Source organism: Arthrobacter oryzae (genome assembly GCF_030812315.1).
GTDB classification, from domain to species: Bacteria; Actinomycetota; Actinomycetes; order Actinomycetales; family Micrococcaceae; genus Arthrobacter; species Arthrobacter oryzae_B.
Genome location: NZ_JAUSSM010000023.1, coordinates 1 through 24,594, shown reverse-complemented (window position 1 = coordinate 24,594; position 24,594 = coordinate 1). Strand labels below are relative to the sequence as shown.

The 24,594-nt window shown below is 62.6% G+C and carries 25 protein-coding genes; 12 read left to right on the top strand and 13 right to left on the bottom strand.

All coding sequences use genetic code 11. From position 1 onward, the window contains the following. Positions 1 to 615: 615 nt before the first annotated feature. From J2S97_RS23335 to J2S97_RS23305, 6 genes are all read left to right on the top strand, one after another. Positions 616 to 795 carry a hypothetical protein gene (locus J2S97_RS23335; protein ID WP_307052308.1) on the top strand — a complete coding sequence of 60 codons (180 nt, stop codon included), beginning with the start codon at positions 616 to 618 and terminating at the stop codon, positions 793 to 795. Beyond that, the gene (locus tag J2S97_RS23330) at positions 792 to 1,997 is read left to right on the top strand and encodes a cupin domain-containing protein (protein WP_373460646.1); all 1,206 of its coding nucleotides are present in this window, start codon (positions 792 to 794) and stop codon (positions 1,995 to 1,997) included. The genes J2S97_RS23335 and J2S97_RS23330 overlap by 4 nt, the downstream gene beginning before the upstream one ends. Continuing rightward, positions 1,987 to 2,916 carry a sucrase ferredoxin gene (locus J2S97_RS23325; protein WP_307052307.1) on the top strand — a complete coding sequence of 310 codons (930 nt, stop codon included), beginning with the start codon at positions 1,987 to 1,989 and terminating at the stop codon, positions 2,914 to 2,916. The genes J2S97_RS23330 and J2S97_RS23325 overlap by 11 nt, the downstream gene beginning before the upstream one ends. A 1,446-nt stretch (positions 2,917 to 4,362) precedes the next feature. Further along, complete coding sequence (locus tag J2S97_RS23315; RefSeq protein ID WP_307052306.1) at positions 4,363 to 5,073, top strand: ABC transporter ATP-binding protein; 711 nt, start codon at positions 4,363 to 4,365, stop codon at positions 5,071 to 5,073. Continuing rightward, complete coding sequence (locus J2S97_RS23310) at positions 5,070 to 5,819, top strand: hypothetical protein (protein WP_307052305.1); 750 nt, start codon at positions 5,070 to 5,072, stop codon at positions 5,817 to 5,819. The genes J2S97_RS23315 and J2S97_RS23310 overlap by 4 nt, the downstream gene beginning before the upstream one ends. Before the next feature lie 1,226 nt (positions 5,820 to 7,045). Next, positions 7,046 to 7,585, top strand: a complete 540-nt coding sequence (locus J2S97_RS23305; RefSeq protein ID WP_307052304.1) for a uridine kinase family protein — start codon at positions 7,046 to 7,048, stop codon at positions 7,583 to 7,585. A gap of 461 nt (positions 7,586 to 8,046) precedes the next feature. On the opposite strand, the gene J2S97_RS23300 is transcribed toward J2S97_RS23305, so the two are convergent. Both J2S97_RS23300 and J2S97_RS23295 read right to left on the bottom strand, forming a co-directional pair. Next, a complete protein-coding gene (locus J2S97_RS23300) occupies positions 8,047 to 8,532 on the bottom strand; it encodes a hypothetical protein (RefSeq protein WP_307052303.1) in 486 nt (161 codons plus the stop codon). Then, positions 8,523 to 8,756 (bottom strand): hypothetical protein, encoded by a 234-nt coding sequence (locus J2S97_RS23295; RefSeq protein ID WP_307052302.1) that lies wholly within the window; start codon positions 8,754 to 8,756, stop codon positions 8,523 to 8,525. Before J2S97_RS23295 ends, J2S97_RS23300 begins: the two co-directional genes overlap by 10 nt. A 684-nt stretch (positions 8,757 to 9,440) precedes the next feature. Here J2S97_RS23295 and J2S97_RS23290 point away from each other — a divergent pair. From J2S97_RS23290 to J2S97_RS23280, 3 genes are all read left to right on the top strand, one after another. After that, on the top strand, positions 9,441 to 10,715 hold the full coding sequence (locus J2S97_RS23290) for a serine/threonine-protein kinase (protein WP_307052301.1): 1,275 nt from the start codon (positions 9,441 to 9,443) through the stop codon (positions 10,713 to 10,715). After that, on the top strand, positions 10,712 to 11,275 hold the full coding sequence (locus J2S97_RS23285) for a hypothetical protein (protein ID WP_307052300.1): 564 nt from the start codon (positions 10,712 to 10,714) through the stop codon (positions 11,273 to 11,275). The genes J2S97_RS23290 and J2S97_RS23285 overlap by 4 nt, the downstream gene beginning before the upstream one ends. A gap of 405 nt (positions 11,276 to 11,680) precedes the next feature. Continuing rightward, complete coding sequence (locus tag J2S97_RS23280; RefSeq protein ID WP_307052299.1) at positions 11,681 to 11,950, top strand: hypothetical protein; 270 nt, start codon at positions 11,681 to 11,683, stop codon at positions 11,948 to 11,950. Positions 11,951 to 12,712: 762 nt separating this feature from the next. Here the strand turns inward: J2S97_RS23280 and J2S97_RS23275 are convergent. After that, positions 12,713 to 12,955 (bottom strand): helix-turn-helix domain-containing protein, encoded by a 243-nt coding sequence (locus J2S97_RS23275; protein ID WP_307052298.1) that lies wholly within the window; start codon positions 12,953 to 12,955, stop codon positions 12,713 to 12,715. A 206-nt stretch (positions 12,956 to 13,161) separates the two neighbouring features. On the opposite strand from J2S97_RS23275, the gene J2S97_RS23270 reads away from it, so the two are divergent. Then, positions 13,162 to 13,554: a cyclase gene (locus tag J2S97_RS23270; RefSeq protein WP_307052297.1), complete on the top strand. Its 393-nt coding sequence runs from the start codon at positions 13,162 to 13,164 to the stop codon at positions 13,552 to 13,554. 120 nt (positions 13,555 to 13,674) lie between these two features. Beyond that, on the top strand, positions 13,675 to 13,896 hold the full coding sequence (locus J2S97_RS23265; protein WP_307052296.1) for a hypothetical protein: 222 nt from the start codon (positions 13,675 to 13,677) through the stop codon (positions 13,894 to 13,896). 175 nt (positions 13,897 to 14,071) lie between these two features. On the opposite strand, the gene J2S97_RS24125 is transcribed toward J2S97_RS23265, so the two are convergent. From J2S97_RS24125 to hxlB, 7 genes are all read right to left on the bottom strand, one after another. After that, the gene (locus J2S97_RS24125; protein ID WP_373460647.1) at positions 14,072 to 14,551 is read right to left on the bottom strand and encodes an SDR family oxidoreductase; all 480 of its coding nucleotides are present in this window, start codon (positions 14,549 to 14,551) and stop codon (positions 14,072 to 14,074) included. Positions 14,552 to 14,614: 63 nt separating this feature from the next. Then, complete coding sequence (locus J2S97_RS23260) at positions 14,615 to 15,574, bottom strand: 2-hydroxyacid dehydrogenase (protein WP_307052295.1); 960 nt, start codon at positions 15,572 to 15,574, stop codon at positions 14,615 to 14,617. Next, on the bottom strand, positions 15,571 to 16,770 hold the full coding sequence (locus J2S97_RS23255) for a pyridoxal phosphate-dependent aminotransferase (protein ID WP_307052294.1): 1,200 nt from the start codon (positions 16,768 to 16,770) through the stop codon (positions 15,571 to 15,573). Before J2S97_RS23255 ends, J2S97_RS23260 begins: the two co-directional genes overlap by 4 nt. Before the next feature lie 468 nt (positions 16,771 to 17,238). Next, the gene (locus J2S97_RS23250; RefSeq protein WP_307052293.1) at positions 17,239 to 18,228 is read right to left on the bottom strand and encodes a glucose-6-phosphate dehydrogenase assembly protein OpcA; all 990 of its coding nucleotides are present in this window, start codon (positions 18,226 to 18,228) and stop codon (positions 17,239 to 17,241) included. Further along, positions 18,225 to 19,775 (bottom strand): glucose-6-phosphate dehydrogenase, encoded by a 1,551-nt coding sequence (zwf, locus tag J2S97_RS23245; protein ID WP_307052292.1) that lies wholly within the window; start codon positions 19,773 to 19,775, stop codon positions 18,225 to 18,227. The genes J2S97_RS23250 and zwf overlap by 4 nt, the downstream gene beginning before the upstream one ends. Positions 19,776 to 19,875: 100 nt before the next feature. Next, complete coding sequence (hxlA, locus tag J2S97_RS23240; protein WP_307052291.1) at positions 19,876 to 20,499, bottom strand: 3-hexulose-6-phosphate synthase; 624 nt, start codon at positions 20,497 to 20,499, stop codon at positions 19,876 to 19,878. A 48-nt stretch (positions 20,500 to 20,547) separates the two neighbouring features. Beyond that, positions 20,548 to 21,144, bottom strand: coding sequence for a 6-phospho-3-hexuloisomerase (hxlB, locus tag J2S97_RS23235; RefSeq protein ID WP_307052290.1), 597 nt, complete (start codon positions 21,142 to 21,144; stop codon positions 20,548 to 20,550). A 153-nt stretch (positions 21,145 to 21,297) separates the two neighbouring features. On the opposite strand from hxlB, the gene J2S97_RS23230 reads away from it, so the two are divergent. Continuing rightward, positions 21,298 to 22,626 (top strand): helix-turn-helix transcriptional regulator, encoded by a 1,329-nt coding sequence (locus J2S97_RS23230; RefSeq protein WP_307052289.1) that lies wholly within the window; start codon positions 21,298 to 21,300, stop codon positions 22,624 to 22,626. A 56-nt stretch (positions 22,627 to 22,682) separates the two neighbouring features. Here the strand turns inward: J2S97_RS23230 and moaA are convergent, their stop codons facing one another. From moaA to J2S97_RS23215, 3 genes are all read right to left on the bottom strand, one after another. After that, entirely contained in the window at positions 22,683 to 23,903 is a 1,221-nt protein-coding gene (moaA, locus tag J2S97_RS23225; RefSeq protein ID WP_307052288.1) for a GTP 3',8-cyclase MoaA, read from the bottom strand. Positions 23,904 to 23,943: 40 nt separating this feature from the next. Beyond that, a complete protein-coding gene (locus J2S97_RS23220) occupies positions 23,944 to 24,129 on the bottom strand; it encodes a hypothetical protein (protein WP_307052287.1) in 186 nt (61 codons plus the stop codon). A 96-nt stretch (positions 24,130 to 24,225) separates the two neighbouring features. Next, positions 24,226 to 24,594, bottom strand: a 369-nt coding sequence (locus tag J2S97_RS23215) for a BCCT family transporter (RefSeq protein WP_307052286.1), incomplete at its 5' end; no start/stop codon positions are given.

Here is a 24,594-nt window from a genome sequence, read left to right as displayed (position 1 = left end):
TGACCGGGATATCTTCCCGCGTTGCTCCTCAATGACCTTAGAGGCTATGGAGTCGTGAGCCGAGACCTTACGGTGGCATGGATCCGCATTATGACGTGATGGCGTGATCGTCCCCAATATTTCCCAGAACGCCGTGGCGCTCGGGAGCTCGATCCGGTTATCGTCGGGTGTGGGGTGACCACGTCCATCCCGGGCTATGGGCGACGGGTCGCGAGACGCGCGCCGTATAACCACCGGCTCCCCGCAGTACAGTTCGCTTGTTTGCACCAGCCTTTCAACATCCGACGTGACGGCGTTTTAGCTGATGCTGATGGCAAGGGTGGACCGACCCTGGACTCCGCGCCGGCCGGCCGAATAGGACTGTCCCAGTTCTGAATCTACCTGCGTTGTAGAAAAGGGTTGTTCCCAGAGCTGGCCCGTGCCGTTAGGGTGATCACGGGCGGTGCCGCTGAAGGACCGCCCGGTTGGGTGATCAGGTGCCAGCAACGGAGCTGATCCTAGCGATTCGATTCTCGGGAGGAAGCATGACCAGTCCAGAGCAGGATCCAAGCCAGCAGGAAGGCCCCGCGGACGGTGGCGCGGCTGGCGTCCCCGGCATGCATGACGGGGGAGCTGATGGGGGTGCCGACGGGGGAGCTGACGGCGGTGCCGACAGCGGTGCCGACGGAGGAGCTGACAGCGGTGCCGACGGGGGAGCTGACAGCGGTGCTGACGGGGGAGCTGACAGCGGTGCCGATGGAGGAGCTGACGGAGGAACCGAAGGTGGAGCCGCAGAACGGGGCATCTAAATTTTGAGCACCACCCGCACGGACTTTCAGGACCCCGACGCCTTGGAAAGCGGCGGGGTCCTGGAGACACGCCTGATTAAGATTGGCCGGGAGAGGTTCGCCGACGACGTCTGGGGGCGCACGGCGCTGCTCACGCGTGGCGCAAGCGACTTCTCCGACCTGTTCTCTGCCGAGGCCGTCGACGAACTGATCTCGCGCCGTGGACTGCGCACACCTTTTCTCCGCGTTGCCAAGGGCGGCTCTACATTTCCGGACTCATCATTCACCTCTCCCGCCGGCGTCGGCGCCACCATCTCTGACCAGCTCGACGACACAGCGCTTTGGCGCAAATTCGCGGACGGTGCCACGCTCGTGCTGCAGGCACTGCACCGCACATGGGAGCCTGTCACGGACTTCAGCAGCAGGCTAAGTACCGAGCTCGGACATCCGGTGCAGGCCAATGCCTACATCACGCCGCCTCAGAACCGTGGGTTCGACGATCACTACGACGTGCACGACGTCTTCGTCCTGCAGATCGAGGGGACAAAGCGCTGGATCATCCATGAGCCGGTTCACACGGACCCGTTGCGTGATCAACCCTGGACCGATCGCCGCTCCACCGTGGCCGAGGCCGCGAAAGGCGAGGCCTACATCAACACGGTGCTCGAGCCAGGGGATGTCCTTTACCTGCCGCGTGGCTGGTTGCATGCCGCCCAGGCGCAGGGCGAGGTCTCCATCCACCTCACGCTTGGAATCCACAGTTGGACCCGCTACGCATTGGCCGAACAGCTCGCCCAGGCCGCACTCGCAGCGCTGTGCGACGATCCCGAGATGCGCCATACATTGCCATTGGGCGTCGACGGACCAAACGGGGAGATCGACGTCGTCCGTGAGCGCCTCGCCGCTGCTGTCGTTGAGGCTGAAACCAGCTCTTTGTTCCACCGCACCCGGCGAGGACAGGGCCGCCCGGCACCGCTGGGACCGCTGGCCCAGCTCGCGGCTGTCGACGGCCTAAGCCCCGAGTCTGTGGTCCGGCTTCGCGATGCACTGGAAGCACGGCTAGAGGGATTGCGCCTTACCACGCGCGTGGGTTGGCTCGACTTCCCAGCGACCGATCTGCCTTCTATAACGCGCCTGCTCGACGGGGAGATTCACACCGCGAGTGATCTCGGCGTCGAACTCGTTGAAAGACTGTTGCGCGCGGGGGTCCTCGTTCCCGTTGAACAGTAATCTAGACAGTGACTTCGCCACAGTGGCGGCCACGGAGCGCTTCTTCTGCTCTGAAGGCGCCCGGTTGCGCGGCGACCCGATTGCAGGCACAGCGTCGCACGGCGTCGTCTGGGTCCTCATCGAGTACCGGGGCGGGTGGCCTCTCAATGGCTTCGAAGGGCTTGGTCTCGAGCCTGAGACCAAAGAACTCGTGCTCTCCGCCGCGAAGGCGGCGCGGGCGCGGGTGCTACTGGTTAGACGGCCCGGCCCCCGCCGCCGTGAGGGTCAGAGCCATTGGGCAGTACTGCACCATGAGGATACGGGCGCCTATCGTCAGCAATGGGGAAGGTGGGGCAAGGACGAGGATCTGGCGGAGATCGCCAGAGCCCTCAGCCTCCCCGGAACGCTCGGCTATCCGCCCGTCATCCTGGTATGCACTCACAGTCGACATGACCAATGCTGTGCCGTGTGGGGACGGCCCGTGGGACGTGCGCTGAGTGAGCGGTGGCCGGAGCTGGTGTGGGAATGTTCGCATGTAGGCGGTGACAGGTTCGCAGCCAACGTCGTGGTTGCACCCGACGGCGTCTATTACGGGAATCTGGACGTGGAGTCGTCCGTCGCCACCATCAAAGAGCACCTCGCCGACCGTATCAACGCGGAATATTTGCGCGGATACACGGATCTCTTCCCAGCACAGCAGACCGCTGTCGCGGCCACGCTCAGACGTTTCGGCCCGGCCGGCCGGAATGACTACAGGGTGGTCGAGACCTCCCGCGACGGCGATCACTGGCGGATGCGCCTCACCGGCCGCCCGCCTCACCCGGCGCGTGTCGACGTCGAACTGCAGGCCCGGCGCGCTACGCCATGCCAACTGACCTGCCGCGGGCCGGCGATGAGCTCCGCCCTGGTCTACGAGCTCATTTCGATTCGCGGAGTCTAAAGGACGGGTTTACCGAAGGCAGTACCTTTGTCGGTGAGCCGACGAAGGTTCCAATCGACCCGGCGACCCAGGCCTCGAGCACCGCAGATTCGTTGAATCCGCCGACACGGTGCGCCGCCAGCACACCATCGGCATCCGCTTCGGTCAGGCAGGAATCGGAACACTCTCCGCCAGCCGCTACTCCACTTGGCACAAGGCTGCGACGTCGTCTTCGGCTGCGCGGCACTGCGGACTCGCAGCGGCTGGCAGCGCTGACCGAAAGCGCGTTCGGCACCACAGAGAACTGCCGCGCCTCCTAAACGGAGGCACGGCAGTCGATTGGAGTCGCTCAAAATCTGTCAGAAAGGCGGTGTGGACAATGTCCACAAATTGGGCTTTGGATCGGGTCGTATGTGGGTCGACCTGGGAACGGTGCAGCTGACAATGGATGAATCAAAGGAACTTTCTGCGCAGCATGACCTCTACAACGGCGATAGCTCGAAACCGAGCTCCACAGTTCTCCGAACCCCCCACCCGCTCATATGACTAACAAACAGCATCGTGGCGTGGCTGGCCGGACAGGCAAAGCGAACCTCGACTTGCGGTGGCCCTTGCAACTCTCGCCGTTCGCGTCCGTCGACGAGCCAACTCATGCGAATGAACACTGGATTCTTGCCCTGAACGGTGTACCCAAGGCAAAGATCTCAGCTGATGTCGCCAGCGTTCTCAAGACCCTCGACGGTGAAAGAAGCGCGGAGGAGGTAGCCCAACTCCTTGGCAGCCCCTGGACGGCTCCGGTCGTTCGAGGCATCGCGGAACAACTGGCGCCCACAGGCGCTTTTCGACGTCACCGGCCCTTCCTCGGACGGCCGTCGCATCCAATTCAGGGCGCCCCTGACCGTGCAAGTCACACTCTTTAATCCAACGGCGTTCCTTAGGCTTTTCCGACCGGCCGTAGCATCTGTAGCGGGAACAAAAGGTGCCGTCCTGGCGCCGCACATTGGTGCTGCTCGCCGGCGCGACTGCAGTAGCCGGAACACTTGCCCTCTATCCCGTGAAGTCGGTCGTCGTGGCAGGTTACACATACAGCGCAGGGGAATTGAGGATCGTTACACCCATCGAATCCTCCAGCCAGGTCAATCCGGGTGATCATGTAGCGCTCACGTCACAAGGCATGTTTTTTCATGAACTCGTGGCCCGAGCCACTATCGGAACCAGCCCTCCGTCGGAGTCGACAGCGCCCCTGCAGTCCATCGTGGCCGTAACTTACCCGGGCACGGATGTCTCTTTTCGCGCTTATCCCGGAGACCTTGAACACGCGGGCCCCATCGCAACCTCAGGACGAGCCGAAATATCGACACAGAACGCGACCAGCCTAGGGCAATGGCTATGGAATTCAACTGCGAATTCACCGCTGTGGCCCGGGCGGCCCCTGCAATCCAGCACCGATCCCACGAAAGGGAATGAATGACTGTCCACGCCAGTTTTGACCGATTCAGCAAGAAACGAGGCGACATCTTCGCCGTCGAAGACCTGACCTTCGATGTCCCAGCGGGAAGCATCGTCGGGCTGATTGGACCCAACGGGGCCGGCAAGAGTACCGCTCTCGCCGGCCTAACAGGCCTGCTGGAACCATCAACAGGGCGTGCCACGGTATTCGGAAGCAACTACCGGTCCCTGACCAGACCAGCTACTAAAGTAGGAGTCCATCTGGACGGGATGGACTTCGAGCCAGGCCTCACCGGACGTCGTCACCTGAAAATATGTCAGCTCGCCGCAGGGACCAGACCCGACAGTATCGATCGGGTCCTGGAACAGGTCGATCTGGTCGACAACGCCGAAAAGAAGATCCGCGACTACTCACTCGGGATGAAACAGCGCCTGGGAATCGCATCAGCTGTCATCGGCAGCCCTTCCCTCCTGATCCTTGATGAACCCGCGAACGGCTTGGACCCCGACGGAATCCAGTGGCTACGAACCTTCCTGCGAGAGTTCGCCGAATCCGGAGGGAGCGAGCTGGTCTCTAGCCACCAGCTCTCAGAACTGCAACAGATAGCCGATGAGGTGGTGATCATGAAGCAGCGAATGCTATTCCATGGATCCCTTGAGGAAGCAATGGCCTTTGGCAGCGGAAGCCTCGAAGACGCGTACTTCAGAATTCTTGAGGGGGCCCGATGACGGACAAAGTGCACACCCCATTCAACGGCGGTTTAACGTCGGAGTTGCTGAGGTATTTCAGCGGATACTCGGCTCTGGGCGTCGTAGCCTTCTCTGCCCTCGTGCCGTGGTTCGTTGCAAATTTCCTCGGCTGGCCCGGCAATTCGGCCCGGCTGTCAACGATCGAAAATGTGCAGACGTTCTGGGCCTTGGCCGCAACGATCGCCGTGGTTGCCACTTTTGCCGGGAGCTACACCGTGACGCGGGAGTACTACTACCGGACGCTTCGTCGTAACGTGGTCATTTCGGGTGTGCATCAGGTAGTCAGCGGCAAGTATTTTGCAGCCCTGGTTGTCGAGCTGATTACAGCAGGCACAGGAATAGCATTGTGGGTCGGCATTCTGGCGATAACGGCATCACCTGAGCTACGCGCGCAGTTGATCGGCAGCGTTTCTTGGGCACCTTTGCTGGGAATCTTCCTCACCTCATCCATCGGTTCATTGTGGGGTTGCTCGGTGGGCTGGACTATCAAGCACTACTATGCAACAACAATATTCACGATGCTGATTCCGCTTGCCTTGGAACTTCCGCTGATCGCAAACTTTCCTGAATTTGGCCGCTGGCTTCCCTCCGGCGCCTTGGCAGGAATCGCGTCACTCCAATTGATGGCCTCCTGGATCCACTGCCCTCATTTGCGGTCTCGCTCGCATAGCTTGCTGCAGCGGGGGCTCTCGTCTTGTGGACTCTGGCGAAAGACGGAGTTCTAAATTGGTCGCAATCACGTCGGCGTTTCTGGCCGACGTGCAAAGGCCCTGGCTGTGGAGGGGAGCGGCCGCAGGGGGCTGCTCGTCACTGGCCTGATTGCCGCGTTGATCGTCTCCACTTCCGTGGGGAGTAGCCAGTCAGGCCAAGGCGCGGCACCGGAAACCGGCCGAGTCCTACTGGAAACCGCCTTGTCGCTCATGTTCATGGTTGCTGCGGTAATCGGGTCGTTTTCATTTACCTCAGTCATCTTGTGAGCCTGTTTATTGTTCCGCTAAGCCTGGTCCGACCAGAGGCACTTGCAGATCGTCTTGGCGATTTCGGGAGGGTCCTGTTTCCAATTCTGGCAAGGGATTGGGCAAACCACGGAGCTGCGGCTGACCTGAAATTCAATTCCCTGGCTGGTACAGTCGTTTGGCTTGCATGCGCGCTCGGAGCGGCGTACTGGCTGTTTTCAAAGCGTGATCTGTCATGACCGTTCACCCTAGTCTTAGGAGTCCATTTTGAAACGTAACTCGGCAACGATCTGGCTTTTGCTCGCCCTAATTCTTGGCTCCTATTCCATCTATATCTTCAGTTCAACACGTGGCGAATCAACCTGGGGCATAGTGTCCGGGATTGTTCTCGTGGTAGCCGCCCTGGTGGCGTTGTTGAAGTTTCTGCACGGAATCCAGACATCGCGAATCGATCGTAGCGCGGAGTAATACCGGCACCTGGAATTAGTGCTTCACTCCCTGTTCTATTGAGGTTTTCTTGCAGGTGACGGCGCTGGACACTCGTTATTTTGGGGCCCAAGACCCGACCTGTGGTACCAGCGGCGATACCTGTCGAAGTCAGCCCAAGCGGCTGCAGGCGCGAAGCCATGGTAGTCCCGAGCACTCAGGTGGTAGACGGACGGCCACGGGCTGCGAACCTGTATCTGCACAGGATCGGGCGAGAGCAGTAGGACGGCCCCTTCCCAGATCTCATCGGGGAGAGCTTCCATCCAGAATCGGTTCCAGGGCAGCGTCACCCATGTGCCAATGTAGCTTGCGCTAAACACGGCAACTCTCGCGACTCCATACCGGAGCTTTGGACGGGACCGATAATCGAAGTCGAGGTAACCATGGATATGAAACCTGAAGTCGGCGAACCCGATGCGGGACCCTGGCAAGCCGAGTCACTGGAAGGCTTGGTACGGCGGCTACTGCCGGCGGCAGGACAACGTCCGAACCGCCCTTGGATTGTGGCAGTGGATGGAAGGAGCGGGGCAGGCAAGACCACGCTGGTCGAGCGCCTCCTGGCTCGAGTGCCGGACTCAGCTGTCGTTCATACGGACGATGTAGCGTGGCATCTCTCGTTTTTTGACTGGGCCAATGAGCTCCGTGACGGCGTCCTCGAACCCCTGCTCCAAGGCGAGGCAGTCCATTACCGTCCGCCGGGTTGGGTGGCCCGAAAACGTTCAGGTGCCATAGCTCTACCCGCCGGGCGTTCCGTGGTGTGGGTGGAAGGGAGCGGATCATCACGCCAAGCTCTCTCCGACCTCATCGACGCTTCAATCTGGGTGCAGTGCGACAACCTTGAAGCCCGGCGTCGTCTCCTGGCACGTGATGGCCAGGAAGAACGAGACCTGCACAGGGAGTGGGAAGAACAGGAAATTCCCTTCCTGCTTGAAGACCGGCCATGGGAGCGCGCTACAGTGATCGTGGCCGGAAGGCCGGCCCTGGAGCACGATCCGAATACCCAGGTAGTAACCGCTCAGCCGGGACCAGCATGCGCGGAGGTCACCTAACGCACTGCCAACTCCGCCCTCCACTGAAGCGGCAAAGAGCCCGTGCACTGGTCATGGCTGTGGCGTGACCTGTCAGGCGGACTTCCGTTCGTGCCCCATCCCGCTGTGCTCATTACGTGCCGGGCTCTAAGCGTCCAAGACGAGGCACATCCGTCGGGAAACCGGATGTCATGGGTGCCTCCACGGATGTTGGCCTTGTGAAGTTCGTCCGGAGCGAATGAAAAGTCCCACTCACGCAGTTCCCCCGAGTCACTCGCCAGCTCGGCGATTTCCCATTCCAATGAATCGATACCAGGTAGACAAAGTGGATCGGGATCCTTCATGCAGTTCTCTGTTTCAGGCCACACGACTTTGCGGCCCAGACCGTCGGTTTCCGAGGGCGTTCCTGCCAACGGGATCGTTTCCGGATGGAGCTTTCGGAATGTCGATTTTCACAGGACCGGCGGCCCGAAACGCCGTTTTTAGAGGTCGTGTGGACAAATTTCAGTGCCCGCTAGCTCAGGCCTTCCCTGTCCGTATGAGGGGTCGTCGTCGCTGCCGGCCCAGACGACACCGCCTCCGGGGCAGGGCGTCACATCGAACGCCCGGCCATCAAGGTGCGCCCGCAGGTGGCGCCCGTCATCCTCGACCACTTCCCAGCCTGCCGCTGGCAGCGCTGCCCGATAGTGCTGCAGCACATCGACGTCTTTTGAGAGCACAAACCAGCGGGTACAGCCGGCGACGCCACTCATGCCGCCGCCACCCTTAAAGTGGCCGATGTGACTGATGGAATCGAACGCCTGCTGGGACTCACGATCGGCGGTGGCCATGGGCTCGTCGGTGCCCTCGGTCACGCATTGCGGAGCGGAAACAAATTGTTTCTCCATCTTCTGACCCAGCGCCGCAGAGGTGACCGCGAACATCCCGATCACGATGAGGACCGGGATTGCCACGGCCGTCAGCCGCATCCATCGTCTTGTCGAGAGCATGAACCGACCAGCGCAACCACCACGACCAGACCGAGCGCCAATCCGGAGGGACCGGCCGTCAACCCCCACGTGAACCCCTCGAACGCCGTATCGGTGACACCGCCGTACATTGCCATGAAACCGTAATGGACCAGCACAGCCAGCAGAGCCAGTCCTGCCCCAATGACGAGCAGCACCGCGGCGGAGACGGCTCGGCCGGTCATGGGCATGGCTCATGGTAGGTTCCGCCTGACCAAATGTCCACGGGTGCCGATCGCAGAAGCCCTCATGACTGTGACAGGTTTGGAAGGCCCGGTAGGACGGCTATTTCTGGCCCCACTTCATGATCTGGTGCAACAACGAAGGCCCGTCTAATGGGGGACAGACGGGCCTTCGCAACTAAACGCTATAACGCTCTTGTTTAGCTATCGACTGGACGAGGGCCGAAGCCTGAAGGTGCGGAATTTGGCCGCAATTGAGGGCGCCACCAGATTATGGCGGAAAGTCAGCTTGTCGCCGGTTGGCTGCCGCTTTTGGGCTGGCTATCGAAAGGCCATGGTGTCGATGGGTGCTGGTGCAATCTGATGCATTCCCTTCTCCAGCTGGCAACATCCGTACGCCGACACGGAACCGACCTTCGTTGTGTCCTGTCGCAATCCAAGGCCATCTTCCTCCTCAAGAGTGGTCGATCGCTCAGTTTGGGGCGTGGTTTGTCGCGTGCCGGGATGGTCTTCCGATCACTAATTTCGACGGGACGATACTATTGCTAAGTAGGCTTATGATTAAAGCTGAGGGCAGACGACTCCGGAACTTCGGACCATCAGGTGGGGCGGTGGTTGCTTCGATTTCACGGTGTCGACTGCTTGATTTGGTGTCTACAGTGCCGCAGCGCACCGGGAGGAGCGGTCATGGTGGCGGAATCGCCGAGCACCGTTAGGAATGAAGTGGTTGGCGGACGTTATCGGCTCGGTGAGGTGATAGGCCGCGGCGGTATGTCGTCCGTTTACTGTGCGCGGGATGAGAATCTAGGCCGGGACGTGGCCCTGAAGCTGTTCGCACCACAGGCACCCGACGCGGACGAGCTCAAACGCCAGGAAGCTGAAATCAAACTTCTGGCGACACTGAACCATCCCGGCCTCGTGACGCTTTTCGATGCCGGCATCGATACCCGCATTCCCGAAGAACCCCGCCCTTTCCTGACCATGGAACTGGTTGAGGGACAGGATCTGCGGGCCCGGATCAGGCACAGCTCGGTCCCGTTGGACGAAGTGGCCGTGATCGGAGCCGGAATCGCGGACGCATTGGCATATGTCCACAGCCTCGGCATCATCCACCGCGACGTCAAACCTGCCAATGTCCTGCTGGTGCAGGTACGCCCGGGGGAGCCGGTAAGGGCCAAGCTCACAGACTTCGGGATTGCGAGAATCGCTGACGGAACACGCCTGACAGTCACTGGAGCCATGGTGGGTACCGCGGCGTACCTGAGCCCGGAACAAGCCATGGGCTCCGCGCTGACCCCGGCCACCGACGTCTATTCACTGGGGCTGGTTCTGCTCGAATGCATCAAACAGACCGTGGAGTACCCCGGCAGTGCGGTCGAATCCGCTGTGGCCAGAATGTACCGCGTGCCCGAAATTCCGGAGGACCTTCCTGCCGAGTGGGCGGACCTGATCCGGTCCATGACGGCCATCGACCCGCTGGAACGCCCGGCATCTGCGGATGTGGAGACAGCACTGCGACAAGCCCTTGTCTCGCCGGCATCCACCCCGGGCGAACTCGCACCGGAGGCTACGCGAGGGCTCCCGGCCATGCCCTTCAGGCCACCTTCCATCTCAGCCGAATCCCCGGCGCAGGATCTGTCCGCCGCAAGGCCGGCCAACGAAGAACCCGGCGACCAGGAATCCGGGAACAACACCGGACAGTCACGGCTGACAAGCACTGACGGTCAGCCCGGCAAGCCCCCGGAAGCGCGCAGGGCACCGCCGCGTGAATCCCGCGTCCGACGCCGCAGCAGGCGGCTCGGGCTTTTGGTCGTCCTGATCCTTCTTGCCCTGGCGGGCTGGGCTGCGGCACTAATGGCGGGTCAGTCCCCGCAGCTGACCTCCGACGTCGTGCCTTACCCCACGGTCACCGGCACACTGGGTGGGCACCTTCAGGAGCTTCAGAAGAGTGTGGAACCATGACACTTTTACGCTCCACGGGCAGGCTCTCCCGGGCCCGGGGATTGTTCCAGGTAGCCACCGCGCTGGCGCTGGCGGTGTCGCTGGCCAGCTGTGGTCCGGTCGAGACCGGCCTGCAGCGCGATGCTGCCCGCCAGCTCCAGGAACGGGTTCTGCGCGTGAGCCAGGCCGCCGCCGCCAACGATCACCCCACGGCGCTCCAGGCGCTGGACAGTCTGGACGCGGAGTTGGCGTTAGTCTCCAGCGATGGCCGCGTTTCCGATGAGCGACGGCAGAGGATCCTGACCATCATTACCGCTGTCCGGGCCGATCTGGCAGCTGCCATTGAAGCCGCCGAGACCGCAGCAGCCGCGAAAACGGCCGCGGAAGCAGCAGCCGCCGAGGCGGAGAAGGCCAAAGCAGACGCGGAAGCGGAAGGGAAAGCTGCCCAGGAGAACGCTGCGCCCGTAGTGCCGGCTCCTTTACCGGAGCAGGTTCCCGCGCCGGAGCAGGGACAAGGCAACGAGGAAAAGGGCAGCGGGGAAAAGGGCAACGAAGGTAAAGGTAAAGGCAAGAACGGCTGACCGAGCAAGCCGGGTGCAGCCTTGCCCAGCCTGGACGGAGCTGGAGGCAAGGACCTGGCGCTGACCGCCGGGAATGCGGCCGGAAGTCAGCTTGAGACGGGTTGGCTGTTTTCCAGGGGTTGGTGATCGTTCCGGCGGCCGCTACCTGAAAATCCCACTGGCCGCCACTTGTCTCAACAAGTTGTGTTGTATCAAAGTGGCTCCTGCCCACCACGCCGCATCTCACCGCGGAATGACCCCGGCAACCCCATAGCCTTTCCAAGACGGGTAGCGGGTACTCGTGCTCTCGGACGGCTTGGGACGTAGATTTGTTTGACACTTGGGACAGAGATCCTGGAGGGGATCGCTGCCTGTCAGATCGTTCGGTCATTTCATGGAGCGAACGCAGAATAGGGAGGTGCGACGATGCACCTAAAAGAGGCCACCGAGCTAATTGGCGAGTGGCCGGTTGCGGAGCTTGCGCAGGGACGCACTTCGGTTACCGCAGACCCCCTGGATGGAATCAAGGTGCAGGCCAAGGAAATCATTGACGACGTTTTGGCTCCCGGGAGCAGGTGCGAGGAGAAGATACGACAAGGACTCCGGCGGCTGGTCGCCGCATGCCCCGGGCGGCCCGACCTTGCCCTGCTTGAGCATGTCCTGGCCGTCCGGGGAATCAATACAGTGAACCCGTAACGGCAGCTCACCTGCCGGAAGTGGCTTCGTCGAACAAGGAAACACACGGACTTCAGCGCGCCTGAGCCCGGGCCAGAGGTTTCTGCTGGGAGCTGGAGGATGGCGTAAATGTTGACACCGTACGTCCACCAGGCGACCCTGTTGATGAGCTCAGAGGCTGACCTCGACGCCCCGGGAGCCGCAATCGGGGCGGTGGAAGGCGCGGTGTCATCCGGGTAGGCGATGCTGATGGCAGGATGGTCGTGGGCTTAGTCGGTCGGGGGTCAGATGAATTTACGCGGTAATTGAAATGGTGGATGCATCCACTCTTGCCTTGAACCTGACCTTCATCGGCACGTTGGGCATCGCCTTCCTTATATTCGTCGGCCAGCTTGTTTCCTTCGCAGTCCTTTTGTGCCTCGCCACAGCGGTCCAGCTGCTGGCTGCTGCTTTCCAGGCCCTGAGGCCTTCCGTCAGGAGAAATTCCGCGAAGGTCTTGCGTCCATAGACAGCAATGGGTTTGGGATACCGTCGCTTAGCCGTGGTTCCGGCCAAGGTGACGCCGGTGACCGGAGTTGCCGCTGATCCGGGTACTGGCGCGCCTACTGCTGAGAGCAGTCTCCAAGGAAACGAGCCCGGAACAAATGTAGAGCGCAACCGCGGCAGCTGGCATGAGTGTGCGGTACCTGTTTTCCTCCCGGTGCGGTCCAGGCCCCGCGTGTTTGCCGGGGCGCTGCAACCGCGAACGGTCTGAGGCGTGCCGCCAATATCCCGTGGCCAGTTCTAGCTGTTTCCGGTCGGGAGGTCAGGACTTGCGGTGTCTGTGGCACCGTACTTTCGTTCCATATATTCCCGGACCTGGTCGCGGGAAATGAGCCATGTGGAGTCTTGCTTGCGGGAAGCGGGGATTTCGCCTTTCCGCAGCCAACGGTACATCGTCGTTCTGTCCTTGCCCGTGATCTCCGCCAGTTCCCTCACGGTCAGAAAGTCGGGCAGGTCCGCGAAAACCTTGTCCAGCTGACTCATTTGCCCTCCGTTTCCGTTGCCCAGCCAAGGATCATCAGACTGAGTGAATGTGCCGTGCTGTTCCGGACCGCTGGTGAATAGCAGAGCTGCGGCCGTTCTGGACAATAGTAATCAGCAGGCTTAGGATTTCGGAACCCGGGGGCCAGGACTTCTGGGGGTCGGTGCCGTTGGACAACGGCGAGACATTGCGCATCCGGAGGGACCAATTGGAAGCCATCGAAGAGACAGTGGTAGTTGCCATTCCTGTCGGGCGGGCCTACACGGGATGGACAGAATTCCAGTCGTTGCCCGTATATCTCTCGAGCCCCGAGTTCTCGCGTCAGGCTCCGGGCAGCCACTCCAGGACCGAGGAAGTGTGGAAGCATGTCGACTGTGATACCGGCGTCGGGCCGGGCCAGCGCATCGCCTGGCTGAGCCTCGGCGGGAACTCCCACACCGGACTTGTGGTCTTCTCGCCGTTGGATGCCGGCAACACCAGAGTCCTGGTGCGATTCACCTGGCCGCCCACGGCACCCGCACCCGGCATCACCGGTGCGCATATCCTGGCAGACCTCGTTCGATACAAAGACTTCATGGAATCTCTGCCGGCACCCGGCTAAACGACGCCGTTTCTCAGCCGACGGCGCCATCTTCGGCCGCATGAACTCCAAGCTGAGCGTCCTGGCCTAACCAGAATGCTAAAACGAGAAGCATCTGGAACCTCCCGAGAAAGAAAGAGCATGATCATAAAGCATCACTCCCCAGCGGTTCCGGAAGTCGACGGCGAGGACCCTGGCGCCATACAGGTTGACCTGTCGGCTGCCATGGAGATTGTCAGTTGCATGGCGACGCAGCGAGGCCACGGCACATTGGTCACCCAGCACGACTACTGGTCGTTCACCGTCGCCGTCAGTCCTGACGTGCCCCACGGACAGACATGGGAGAGGCGGCAATGGCGCTAGTAGAGGTTCAGACGAGCCTTTAGCGAAACTGAGCCGGGCCCCACCTGTTTTTGATAATCATCGCAAAGATCTGGCTGGGTGAAATTGCAGATAACAGAGGAGTCAGGTTGCGTCTTAAGCAAGAGGTCAAAGTTCTGGACACAGCTGTCCTCAGTTCATTGGGCTACAGCGTCGTTCAACTCTCCGGACGATGACGGTTGCCCCACTCGGTCGGTACCGTACTCTTGCATTTCCATGTCGGCCATTTCGGTTCTGGTCCAGCCGGGGCATACGGTGTTCGCACGCACCCCGGCAGAGGGCCGTAGTCCACGGCCACTGACTGCACAAGCATGGTGAGTCCGGCTTTGGTGGCGTTGTAGCCGGGGATGCCGCCGCTCGCCCTGAGCGCAGCAGCCGAAGCGACTCCTACGATGGCTCCCCGGGCAGCGACAAGTTGAGGTATCGCTGCCCGGAGGATACGGAACGGTCCGGTTAGGTTGGTGCGGACCGTGGCTTTCCAGTCCTCATCCCTGAGTTCGCCTACCATCCCGGCGCGGACAATCCCTGCGTTTAGCACCCGCCCATCGAGGGACCCGAATCCTTCCACAGTGGTCTTAACAAGCTGGTGAACTTCATCTGTGGAGGCAGCATCAGCGACGTAAGGGGCCCGGTGGATTCAGCGACCTGTTGAAGAGGCTCGAGGCGCCGGCCACAGATCACGACGTTCCACCCCTAGCCACTAACCAATCGGTGCAGGCGGCCGTTCCCCCTCGAGCACGGCGAGTGCGTTGTCCGCGGCGAGCATCGCCATGGCGGTGCGGGTCTCCACTGTGGCGGAGCCGAGGTGCGGCACGAGCACCACGTTCTCGAGCTCGAGCAATCCGGGGTGCACGCTGGGCTCGTTCTCAAAAACGTCGAGCCCGGCGCCCGCGATCTGCCCCTCGCGAAGGGCAGAAGCGAGGGCCGCTTCGTCGACGATCGGCCCCCGCGCGGTATTAATGAGGTATGCCGTGTCCTTCATCGCCGCGAGTTGTTCGGCGCCGATCAGATGATGCGTGGCAGGCCCGTAGGGGCAGTGCAAGGAGACGATGTCGGAGACGGCCAGCAACTCATCGAGCTCGACCCGACGGGCGCCCAGCTCGTCGGCGAGCACGGGGTCGATCTCACGGCGTGATTGGTACACGATTTCCATCCCGAAGGCCTTGGCCCGGCGTGCGGTCGCCTGGCCGATCCCGCCCATACCGACGACGCCGAGGGTCTTGCCTTGCAGGCTGCTGCCGAGCAGGAAGAACATGCCCCACTTCCAGTCCTGGCCGGAACGGATGAGCCGTTCCCCCTCGCCGAGCCGGCGGGTCGCCGAGAGGATGAGACCGAGCGCAATGTCGGCCGTGGCCTCCGTGAGCACGCCGGGTGTGTTAGTGGCGACGATGCCCCGTTCGGTGCAGGCTGGAACGTCGATGTTGTCATAGCCGACAGCGACGTTCGCCACGACCTTGAGCTGCGGGCCGGCGGCGTCGAGCAGCTCAGAGTCTATGCGTTCGGTGAGCAGGCTCACCACGGCATCGGCCCCGGCTACCCGGCGCAGGAGCTCCTCCCGGCCAATCGACTCCGGACCCGCCCAGGCATCGACTTCGTGCTTCGTGCGCAGCTTCTCAAGCGCGGCGTCGGGTACACGCCCCGTGACGACGACCCGGCTCATGCCGTCTCAATCCACTTGCGCAGGCGGCCGAGACCGTCTCGGATATCAGCGACGTCGATGCCTGAGTAGGCGAGCCGGATGTACTGCCGCTCTTCGCCGGGTTGGCGCCGGCCGAAGTGCTCACGTGTACAGAAGGAGACACCGGTTTCATGCAGTGCTGCCGAGGCGAAATCGCCGACTGCCGTGTAACCCAGCCGTTCCATGACTTCGGTGACGTCGGGGAACAGGTAGAACGTCGACTGCGGCACGGCGACGTGCATGCCGGAGATGTCGTTCACAAGTTCGCACGCGGCATCCCGGCGCCCGCGCAGGATGTCGAGCATCTGCTGTACGGGTTCCTGGGTGCCACGGAGCGCTTCGATGCCGGCCCATTGCACATAGTGCGTCGTGCACGACTCATCGTTGGTGTTGAGGGTGCTAAGAATTTTGGCGATCTCGATAGGCGCGACGGCGCAGCCCAGGCGGGAGCCGGTCATGGCGAACTTCTTGCTGAAGGTGTAGAGGATGACGGTGCGCTCCGCCATGCCGGGAAGCGACGCGATCGAGCTTGAGACGCCCTCATAGCGCGTCTCGAAGTACGCCTCATCGGAGAGTACCCAGAGGTCGTGCTCCTGCGCGAGTTGTGCGATGGCCTCGCGCTCGGCCGCTGTCGACTCGGCCGAGATGGGGTTCTGCAGGTCGTTGTAAATGATTGCGACAGTATTCGGGGTGATTGATGCCCGCACCTGGTCGAGGTCGATCGCGAAGCCCTGGCTCGTGGGCAGGTACCGGTAAGGCACAGCCGTGCCATCGAGGTACTCGATCTGTGATTCGTAGATCGGGAAGCCGGGGTTTGGGTAGAGCACTTCCTGGCCGGGGTTCATGACCGCCTGCAGGAACTTGGTGATAACGGGCTTGCCGCCCGTCATCACGACGACGTTGTCGGGGGAGAACTTGATACCTCGGCGGGCTCCGAGGTCGTCGGCGAGGGCCTCGCGCAACTGCGGGATGCCGGGGCCGGGGCAATAGCCCGTATAGCCGTCGGCGATGGCTCGGTTCATAGCTTCGACGATATGCGGGGCCGTCGGGATGTTGATGTCGCCGAGATGGAAGGGGTACACGAGGTTCCCCTTCGCTTTCCAGGCGGCCGCCGCTTGGGCGACGCTGAAGGCGGTTTCCGTGCCCAGACGTTCGAGCCGGTGCGCGAGATGCTTCATGCTGTTCCACTCCTCATCGAGTTGACGATCGATCCTCCAGCGGATCCTATCTATTATAGAACTTATATATCAGATCTTGAAATAAGATATACGGGGAATTTAGACGAATAACGGTACGAGGCAGTCGAGCTGCCATCTGCGTGGCTTTGCAGAGAAGAATTCAAATTTCCGAGGCACCGAGGCGGCCCTGACCGCGGCTCTCAAAACTCTCGGACCACTACGTCGCACCGGCGGCTTGCCGTTGTGTCTTAAGACCCTGCGCAGGCACGGCGTCACCAGCAGGAATACGCGAAGGAAGCATAAGTCGCTCCGAATATGGCGATAGCCCCGAGAACTCCGACCACCCATCCTTCGATGGCCTTCTTTAGCTTCCGTCCCGGGTAGCGGTAGCCGGTTGCGGCAAGCTCGTTGTCGCTACAGTCGTTGGGCTGGAGCCAGTCGCTTGGGATAACCGGCTCGTACGGATCGCTAGGCATGGACTAAGCGCCCTAGCGGGATGTCAGCCAGTTCGCGATCGGCAGGTTCGGTTCCGATGGCGTCGGTGTTCTTATGTGACCGCTCCAATGTCCGGACCACCTGGCCGAAGACTTCGTCGGGGTCGAGCCGGCGGAGTTCTTCGGCGAGGCAGTCGCGGAGGCTGCGGCGTGGCAGCGAGATGCGCTGGGCGGGTTGCCCGGGCTGGGTGAGTTCGGCCACGGACAGTCCGGGCCGGAAGAGCTGGACGTCGCCGCTGGCACGGCTCAGCCGGACGCGGCGGATGCCGGTGCCGGCGGGGTCGGCCACGATGGTGACGGGTGCGTCCAGGGATAGTGTCAGCCACGCTGCGAGGAGCAGGGTGCTGGGGGAGTCCGAGGCGCCTTCGACGGCGACTGCCGTGACGGGGGAGGAGTCGACCTGGTCCAGGACCGCGGCCAGCTGGATCCGCCAGTTGGTGAGGCGGGTCCAGGCGAGGTCGGTGTCGCCGGCTTTGTAGGTGTTGCGGATGTTGTCCAGTGCCCGCTGCGGGTCCTCCTCGTTGGCGGAGTCGGTGATCCGGCGGTGGGCGATCCGGCCGATGGAGGTCTCGCAGGCGCTCTTCGGTGCCCCGTGCGGCCACCAGGCCACGATCGGCGCATCGGGGAGCAGCAGCGCGGCGACCAGGGATTCGCTTTCCTCAGCCAGTTCTCCGTAGCCGCGGAGCACAATGACCTCGGAGGCGCCGGCGTCGCCGCCCACGCGGATCTGGGCGTCGAGCCGGGTCGGTGCCTTGGCGCCGGCGTCGGCGAGGACGATGATCCGGCAGGGGTGTTCCCGGCTGGCGTCGTTGGCCGCTTCAATGGCCTCCTCTTCCAGCCCGGACTTGGTGACCACCACGAGCGTCAGGACCCGGCCCAGGGCAATCACGCCGCCCTGCTCGCGCAGGGACATGATCTTCTTGGAGATGGCCGAGGTGGTGGTGTCGGGAAGATCTACGATCATGGCCTTCTCCAGGTTCGTCCGTCGCGGGCAAGCAGCTCGTCGGCCGAGGCAGGGCCCCAGCTTCCGGGCGCGTAGGGCTCGGGCTGTTCGCCGAGGCCGGCCCAGTATTCTTCAAAGGGATCCAGGATCTTCCAGGACAGTTCCACTTCGGCGTGCCGGGGGAACAGCGGCGGTTCGCCCAGCAGCACGTCCAGGATGAGCCGTTCGTAGGCTTCCGGGCTGGACTCGGTGAACGAGTGTCCGTAGCCGAAGTCCATGGTCACGTCGCGGACTTCCATCTGTGTGCCGGGGACCTTGGAGCCGAACCGGATCGTGGCGCCCTCATCGGGCTGGACCCGGATGACCACGGCGTTCTGGCCGAAGTCGTCGTCGGCGTGATCGCGGAACAGCAGGTTGGGGGCGCGCTTGAACACCACGGCGATTTCCGTCACCCGGCGGCCCAGGTGCTTGCCGGCCCGCAGGTAGAACGGCACACCGGACCAGCGCCGGGTGTGGATGTCCACCCGGATGGCCGCGTAGGTTTCCGTGGTGGAGTCAGCCGGAATGCCCTCTTCCTCCAGGTATCCCTGCACTTCCTCGCCGCCCTGCCAGCCGCCGGCAAACTGGCCCCGGGCCGAATGGGTGGACAGGTCCTCCGGGAGCTTGACCGCAGCCAGGACTTTTTCCTTCTCCGCACGCAGGTCGTCCGCGTTGAAGGAAATGGGCTCCTCCATGGCCGTCAGGGCCAGGAGCTGGAGCAGGTGGTTCTGGATGACGTCGCGGGCCGCGCCCACACCGTCGTAGTAGCCTGCGCGGCCGCCGGTGCCGATGTCCTCGGCCATGGTGATCTGGACATGGTCCACGTAGTTGGCGTTCCAGAGCGGTTCGAACAGCTGGTTGGCAAAGCGCAGGGCCAGGATGTTCTGGACCGTTTCCTTGCCCAGGTAGTGGTCGATCCGGAACACGGCATCCGGCGGGAAAACGGACTCCACAATGTCGTTCAGCTGCCGGGCCGACTCCAGGTCATGACCGAACGGCTTCTCGATCACCACCCGGCGCCACTTCTCACCCTCGGCCTGCGCCAGCCCGTGCTTGGACAGCTGCCGGCAGACCTGCTCAAACGCCTTCGGCGGGATCGACAGGTAGAACGCATGGTTACCGCGCGTTCCGCGCTGCTCGTCCAGTTCATCGATCGTGTCGCCGAGCCGCTCAAAGGCGTCGTCGTCGTCGAACTCCCCCCGGACAAAGCGGATGCCCTCCGACAGCTGGTTCCACACCGCCTCGTCAAACGGCGTACGGGCGTACGCCTGCACCGAGGACTTCACCTCGGCGGCGAAGTCCTCGTTGTCCCACTGCCGCCGGCCAAAGCCCACCAGGGCAAAGCTCGGCGGCAGCAGGCCACGATTGGCCAGGTCATACACGGCCGGCATCAACTTCTTGCGGGCAAGATCCCCGGTCACCCCAAAAAGCACCAACGACGACGGACCCGCAATCCGATTCAGACGACGGTCACGCGGATCCCGCAGCGGATTTCTTGTTCGGAGTGACCGGACGAGGGTATCTGGCATTGGCTGCTTTCTTGGGCGGACAAAATATCGGGCTGAGGGGTGCCCTACCAGAGCGGCGGCCGGCACCTTCCGGTGCCGGCCGCAACGTCTTGGGTGGGAATCAGGCGATGGCGGCCTTGAGTTCCTTGGCTGCCAGTGCGGGGTCGGCTGCACCGTAGATGGCGCCGCCGGCTACGGCTACCTCAGCCCCCGCCCGCTGGACGGCTTCGATGGTGGAGAGGTTGACGCCGCCGGCAACCGAGAAGGGGACGCGTGCTTCGGCGCCGGCGCTGAGCAGTCCGTTCAGGTCGAAGCCAGGCTTCGCTTGCTCGTCCAGCCCTGCGTGGAACTCTACGAACTTGGCGCCGAGCGCCCGTGCCTCTTTGGCGCGGGTGACCTTGTCCGGCACACCAATGAGGTCAACGACGATGCCCTTGTTGTGTGCACGGGCCGCCTTCACGGCACCGGCGATGGTCGAATCGTCGGAGCTTCCCAGCACGGAGACAAGGTCGGCGCCGGCCTTGAAGGCGATGTCGGCTTCGAGTTCTCCGGCGTCCATGGTCTTCATGTCGGCGAAGACGATCTTGTCAGGGTGGGCCTGCTTGACGGCGGTGACAGCGGTGAGTCCGGCAGCCTTGATCAGCGGGGTACCGAGTTCGATGATGTCGACGTACTCGGCGACCTTGCCGGCCAGCTCGAGTGCGTCTTCGGTGGTCAGGAGGTCCATTGCTACCTGAAGCTTCATGATGTTTCTCTTTCTGTTGTTATGGGTAGTGGTGAGGCGGGTGGGAACTTATTCCAGGTTTGCGTGCCGAAGCCAGAGCTCTTCAGCCGGTGCGTCGGTGTGGTTCCACAGGGTCTGGAAGATGGATTCGGTCAGGACGAAGAGGACCTGCTCGAAGAGGCTCCCGGAGTATTGGCGGCTGACGCCGGAGCCGTGGTCTGTTTTTTGTGCCGCAGGCACCACCACCAGCGAATCCGCCAAGTCTGCGAGGCGGGAGTCGGGGTTGGTGGTCACCGCGGCCACCCGGGCACCGGCTGCCGCAGCCGTTTCGGCCGCCTTGACCACGCCCGAAGTGGAGCCGGATCCCGAAGCGACCAGAAGCAGATCGCCGGCGCGGATGGCAGGAGTCGTGGTGTCACCCGCGACGTGGACGTTGAGGCCGAGATGCATCAGCCGCATGGCGGCCATGCGGAGGACGAGGCCGCTGCGGCCGGCACCGGCGAGGAAAACCCTGTCGGCGGAACGGATGGATTCCGTCATTGCTTCCAGACGGTCTCCATCCACCTGGGCTGCTGTGCGACTGATCTCGCCGGCTATGAGGGCCAAGTTCTGGAGAATTGCCCCGGCGCTAAGTCGGTCCGATGAACCGAGTGCTGTTGGAACCATAGTTGTTTCCTTCGCTCTGTTGGAGGCGTCCATCCATCTGGGATGTATCCGTCATCAATTCTGCCGCTGCTTTGGTATGGGTGTAACGCCCGCTAATGGTGGTTATGGCTATACTTTTCGGTAGTCCCTTTCCTGCTCCTACCGAAAGTGCCCATGACCAGATCGCCAGTGGACAGGCTCTCGCCCCTCATACCGCACCGTAGTCCGAGCGTCCCGGGCTTGCCCTGGCCGCTGCTGCGGTCCATTGCGGCGGTGGCGAACGCGCCGCTGACTTCCATAGCGGAAGAGCTGCGGGAGGCGCTGGCTCCTTATCTCGCCAGCACCGCCCTGGTGATTTTCACCGAGGACTGCACCGGGAGGCCGCAGAAAAAGGCCGGGTTGGAGAGCATCATTTCAGGTGTGTCGATCGACGAGTTGGACAGCCTTTGTGCTGCCCTCAAGGGGGAAGAACCCTGGCGCGGGGATGCCGTGATTGCGGCACAGGAACGCCCGGTGCTCGCGATGAATTACCTCTCAAGCAGGGCCTTGCTGGTGGTCACGGACCCTGTTGTGCACGACGCTGAAGGGGGCGGCGTGGACGCTGAAGGCGACATCGTCAAGTACCTCTGGCACCTTGCCGCGCGCAGAATCCACGAAAAGGTTGCGGATGCTCCGCCCGCATACTTGCTGGAATCCAGGGCGGCGTCTGCCGAACGCCTACGGGTGACGTCCGAGTTGGTGGACCAGCACGCGACGACGCTTGAGATCGTGGCCGGGGCGTTGCGGTCAACGGAGCTCAACGACTCCGCATCACGTGCAGCAGCCACTGATCTGGTGGCCAAAGCCCTTGTGCGGCTGCGCACTCTGAGCGACAGGACCACGGACCTGGTCGAAGAGCCGGTAGCCAGGGCGTTCGAGCGCCTCCGCGAAGACCTTCTTCCGCTGACGCGTTTCAGCGGGGTGGAAGTGCAGTTCGTCGAGCCTCCCCTGAACGGACGGGCGCTTCCGGGGGAAGTCGCCCACGCAGCCCGGGCCATTGTGCGGGGCTTGCTGCTGGCCATGCTGGACCAGCCTGAGGTTCGCAGAGTCCGGGCACAGTGGGACTGCGACGGCGAAAATTTGCTGATCAATGTCCGCGACGACGGAGGCGGCGCCCTGTCCGCCGACGCATCAAGTCTGGGCAGGCTGGACCGCAGGGTCCAGGCCCTGGATGGAAGAATGCAGGTGGATGTCATGCCCGGCTGGGGGGCCGATGTGTCCGTGACACTTCCGTTGGACGCCCCGCAGACTGCTCCTGGCGACGTAAGTGCATGGAACCTGGGCAGCCGTGAGCTGGAAGTGCTGCAGCATCTTGCGTCGGGTCAGCGGAACAGGTCAATCGCGGGCGCCCTCAACATCAGTGAGAATACGGTGAAGTTCCACGTGGGAAACATCTTCCGGAAGATGGGCGTCAGCTCTCGTACGGAAGCAATTGCACTGGCAACCAGCTACGGGCTGCGCTGAGGCGGAGAGGCAAGTTTGCGCTCGTCCCCGGTGTGGCCCTTGCAGGTTTTGATGCACTAACCGCCAGCGAAGGGCGGCAGGACATCCACCACATCTCCCGCACTAAGCGCCGCACCGCGGTCCCGCAGTGCGACCTCGTTCCGTAGGAACGTGCTCCGGGTGATGACTTCGGCCAGCGAAAGAGCGGTGCCAGCCGCTCCCGCTATCCCACGGTCTACGGTCAGCGTGACTGCGATGAGTCCGTCCAGGGTGGTGCCGTCGGGAACATCGAGGTGTTCCTCTTCGACGCCGGCCGCTGCACAGGCGGCGGCGAAATAGCGAACGAGCATTGGTCTTATCCTCATGATCTTTCCCTCAGCCGTGACGCGGGTACGCCGGCAGTCCGAACAAAAAGGTTCACTGACAGATGCAATGATCCCTACGGTTCCCAGAACAGTTCCGGACGCTTCGCCGGTGGCCACGTGCCGTCGTCGTACTTCAAACCGTTCGGCTGGTGCTCCGTCCCGCTGGCGGCGATCCCGCTCCAGGACAAAGTCTGCGGACAGCAGGGCGTGTATCTCAGGGGCCGTGATCATCCCGTGCTCAGTCCAGCCGCGTTCCGCGTCCAGCGGCATTTGTTCGATGAAGCGCAGCTCAAAGTCTCGCTGCAAGGCCCACTCCAACAGCTCCGGGGCTTCCTGGTCGTTGACACCGCGCATCAGCACTGCGTTGATCTTGACCGGTCCAAGGCCCGCGGCGCGGGCTGCCTCGACGCCGGCGAGCACTTTGCCGAGGAAGGGGCGCCGGGTCAGTTGGGTAAAAACCTCCTCATGCAGGGAGTCCAGGGAAACATTGACCCGGGTAAGCCCGGCCTCCTCGAGCGCCTCCGCCTTCTTATCGAGCCCGACGCCGTTGGTGGTCATGGAGATGGGGAGCTTGGGGTGACGCGCCCGAAGTGTGGCGATGACCTCGACGAGGTCCGGTCTGACCAAAGGCTCTCCTCCAGTGATTCGGAGTTCCCTCACACCCAGGCGCTCGACGCCGATGCCCACGATTCTCTCGATCTCACCTGCTGTCATGACGGCTTCCTTCGGTAGCCAAGGCATGCCATCTGCCGGCATGCAATAGGTGCAGCGAAGGTTGCATTTGTCTGTGACGGACAGCCGCATGTCGGTTGCGTGGCGGCCAAAACGGTCCAGCAACGTCGAAGGCAGTCCGGCCGGGCGTGATACAGGTGCGGGCCGTTGATTGTTGTTCCTGGCCAGGCGCAGTACTGGGATGCCCAGTTGAACGGTCATGGGTTTTCTGGCTGATGCGGCGTGGCCGGTGCAGTCGCGGTCAGCGGGGGCCGAGGTCGCTGTCAATGTACGAGCCGGGGCGGTTTTCGTCGTGGTGGCAGGTGCAGCCCCCGTCCAGCTGCAGCCGAACGGTCACTGGACTTGAGGACTGCAACTGGATATCAACAGTTTCCTTCCCTTTGCTGCTAATCCGGAGGGTCTGTTCTTGGTCGTGGTGCGGGGGCATGTGGATATCCTTTGCTGTGTGTTGGAGGTGGGTGTGCCCGGGTGGCACGGGCTAGGAAGCCGCGTGCCACCCGGGCGGTTGCGACTGACGGTGAGTCTATTTACTGTTCCGGTCCGATTGCCGGGTCTCGACGGTGGGGATGCTGCCCGTATGGGTGCCGCCCTGGTGGGAGTCCGGGTCCGGGCATGAATCAGCGCAGTCATGCTTCGTGACGAGGTCGAACTGAACGCCGCCGTGTTGTTCCACGCCGGTTCGTATGGCCCGTTCGACGACGGATGTGGCCAGGCGCCGTCGCAGGGACAGGGGATCGCGGCGCAGGTCCTTGGCGAGGGCAAAGCAGAGCAGGAGCATGACGACGACGAACGGTAGCGCTGCGACGATGGTGATGCGTTGCAGGCCGGCCAAGGCTTCCGAGGGTTCGTCGCCGCCGGCCAGCAGCATGACCGCCGCCACGGCGCCGGTGAG

What these genes read in the sequence shown, in the direction of transcription:
- J2S97_RS23335 (WP_307052308.1), top strand. Translation starts at nt 616, where the DNA reads ATGGGGGTGCCGACGGGGGAGCTGACGGCGGTGCCGACAGCGGTGCCG.
- J2S97_RS23315 (WP_307052306.1), top strand. Translation starts at nt 4,363, where the DNA reads ATGACTGTCCACGCCAGTTTTGACCGATTCAGCAAGAAACGAGGCGAC.
- J2S97_RS23310 (WP_307052305.1), top strand. Translation starts at nt 5,070, where the DNA reads ATGACGGACAAAGTGCACACCCCATTCAACGGCGGTTTAACGTCGGAG.
- J2S97_RS23300 (WP_307052303.1), bottom strand. Translation starts at nt 8,532, where the DNA reads ATGCGGCTGACGGCCGTGGCAATCCCGGTCCTCATCGTGATCGGGATG.
- J2S97_RS23295 (WP_307052302.1), bottom strand. Translation starts at nt 8,756, where the DNA reads ATGACCGGCCGAGCCGTCTCCGCCGCGGTGCTGCTCGTCATTGGGGCA.
- J2S97_RS23290 (WP_307052301.1), top strand. Translation starts at nt 9,441, where the DNA reads ATGGTGGCGGAATCGCCGAGCACCGTTAGGAATGAAGTGGTTGGCGGA.
- J2S97_RS23285 (WP_307052300.1), top strand. Translation starts at nt 10,712, where the DNA reads ATGACACTTTTACGCTCCACGGGCAGGCTCTCCCGGGCCCGGGGATTG.
- J2S97_RS23280 (WP_307052299.1), top strand. Translation starts at nt 11,681, where the DNA reads ATGCACCTAAAAGAGGCCACCGAGCTAATTGGCGAGTGGCCGGTTGCG.
- J2S97_RS23275 (WP_307052298.1), bottom strand. Translation starts at nt 12,955, where the DNA reads ATGAGTCAGCTGGACAAGGTTTTCGCGGACCTGCCCGACTTTCTGACC.
- J2S97_RS23265 (WP_307052296.1), top strand. Translation starts at nt 13,675, where the DNA reads ATGATCATAAAGCATCACTCCCCAGCGGTTCCGGAAGTCGACGGCGAG.
- J2S97_RS23260 (WP_307052295.1), bottom strand. Translation starts at nt 15,574, where the DNA reads ATGAGCCGGGTCGTCGTCACGGGGCGTGTACCCGACGCCGCGCTTGAG.
- J2S97_RS23255 (WP_307052294.1), bottom strand. Translation starts at nt 16,770, where the DNA reads ATGAAGCATCTCGCGCACCGGCTCGAACGTCTGGGCACGGAAACCGCC.
- J2S97_RS23250 (WP_307052293.1), bottom strand. Translation starts at nt 18,228, where the DNA reads ATGATCGTAGATCTTCCCGACACCACCACCTCGGCCATCTCCAAGAAG.
- zwf (WP_307052292.1), bottom strand. Translation starts at nt 19,775, where the DNA reads ATGCCAGATACCCTCGTCCGGTCACTCCGAACAAGAAATCCGCTGCGG.
- hxlA (WP_307052291.1), bottom strand. Translation starts at nt 20,499, where the DNA reads ATGAAGCTTCAGGTAGCAATGGACCTCCTGACCACCGAAGACGCACTC.
- hxlB (WP_307052290.1), bottom strand. Translation starts at nt 21,144, where the DNA reads ATGGTTCCAACAGCACTCGGTTCATCGGACCGACTTAGCGCCGGGGCA.
- J2S97_RS23230 (WP_307052289.1), top strand. Translation starts at nt 21,298, where the DNA reads ATGACCAGATCGCCAGTGGACAGGCTCTCGCCCCTCATACCGCACCGT.
- moaA (WP_307052288.1), bottom strand. Translation starts at nt 23,903, where the DNA reads ATGACCGTTCAACTGGGCATCCCAGTACTGCGCCTGGCCAGGAACAAC.
- J2S97_RS23220 (WP_307052287.1), bottom strand. Translation starts at nt 24,129, where the DNA reads ATGCCCCCGCACCACGACCAAGAACAGACCCTCCGGATTAGCAGCAAA.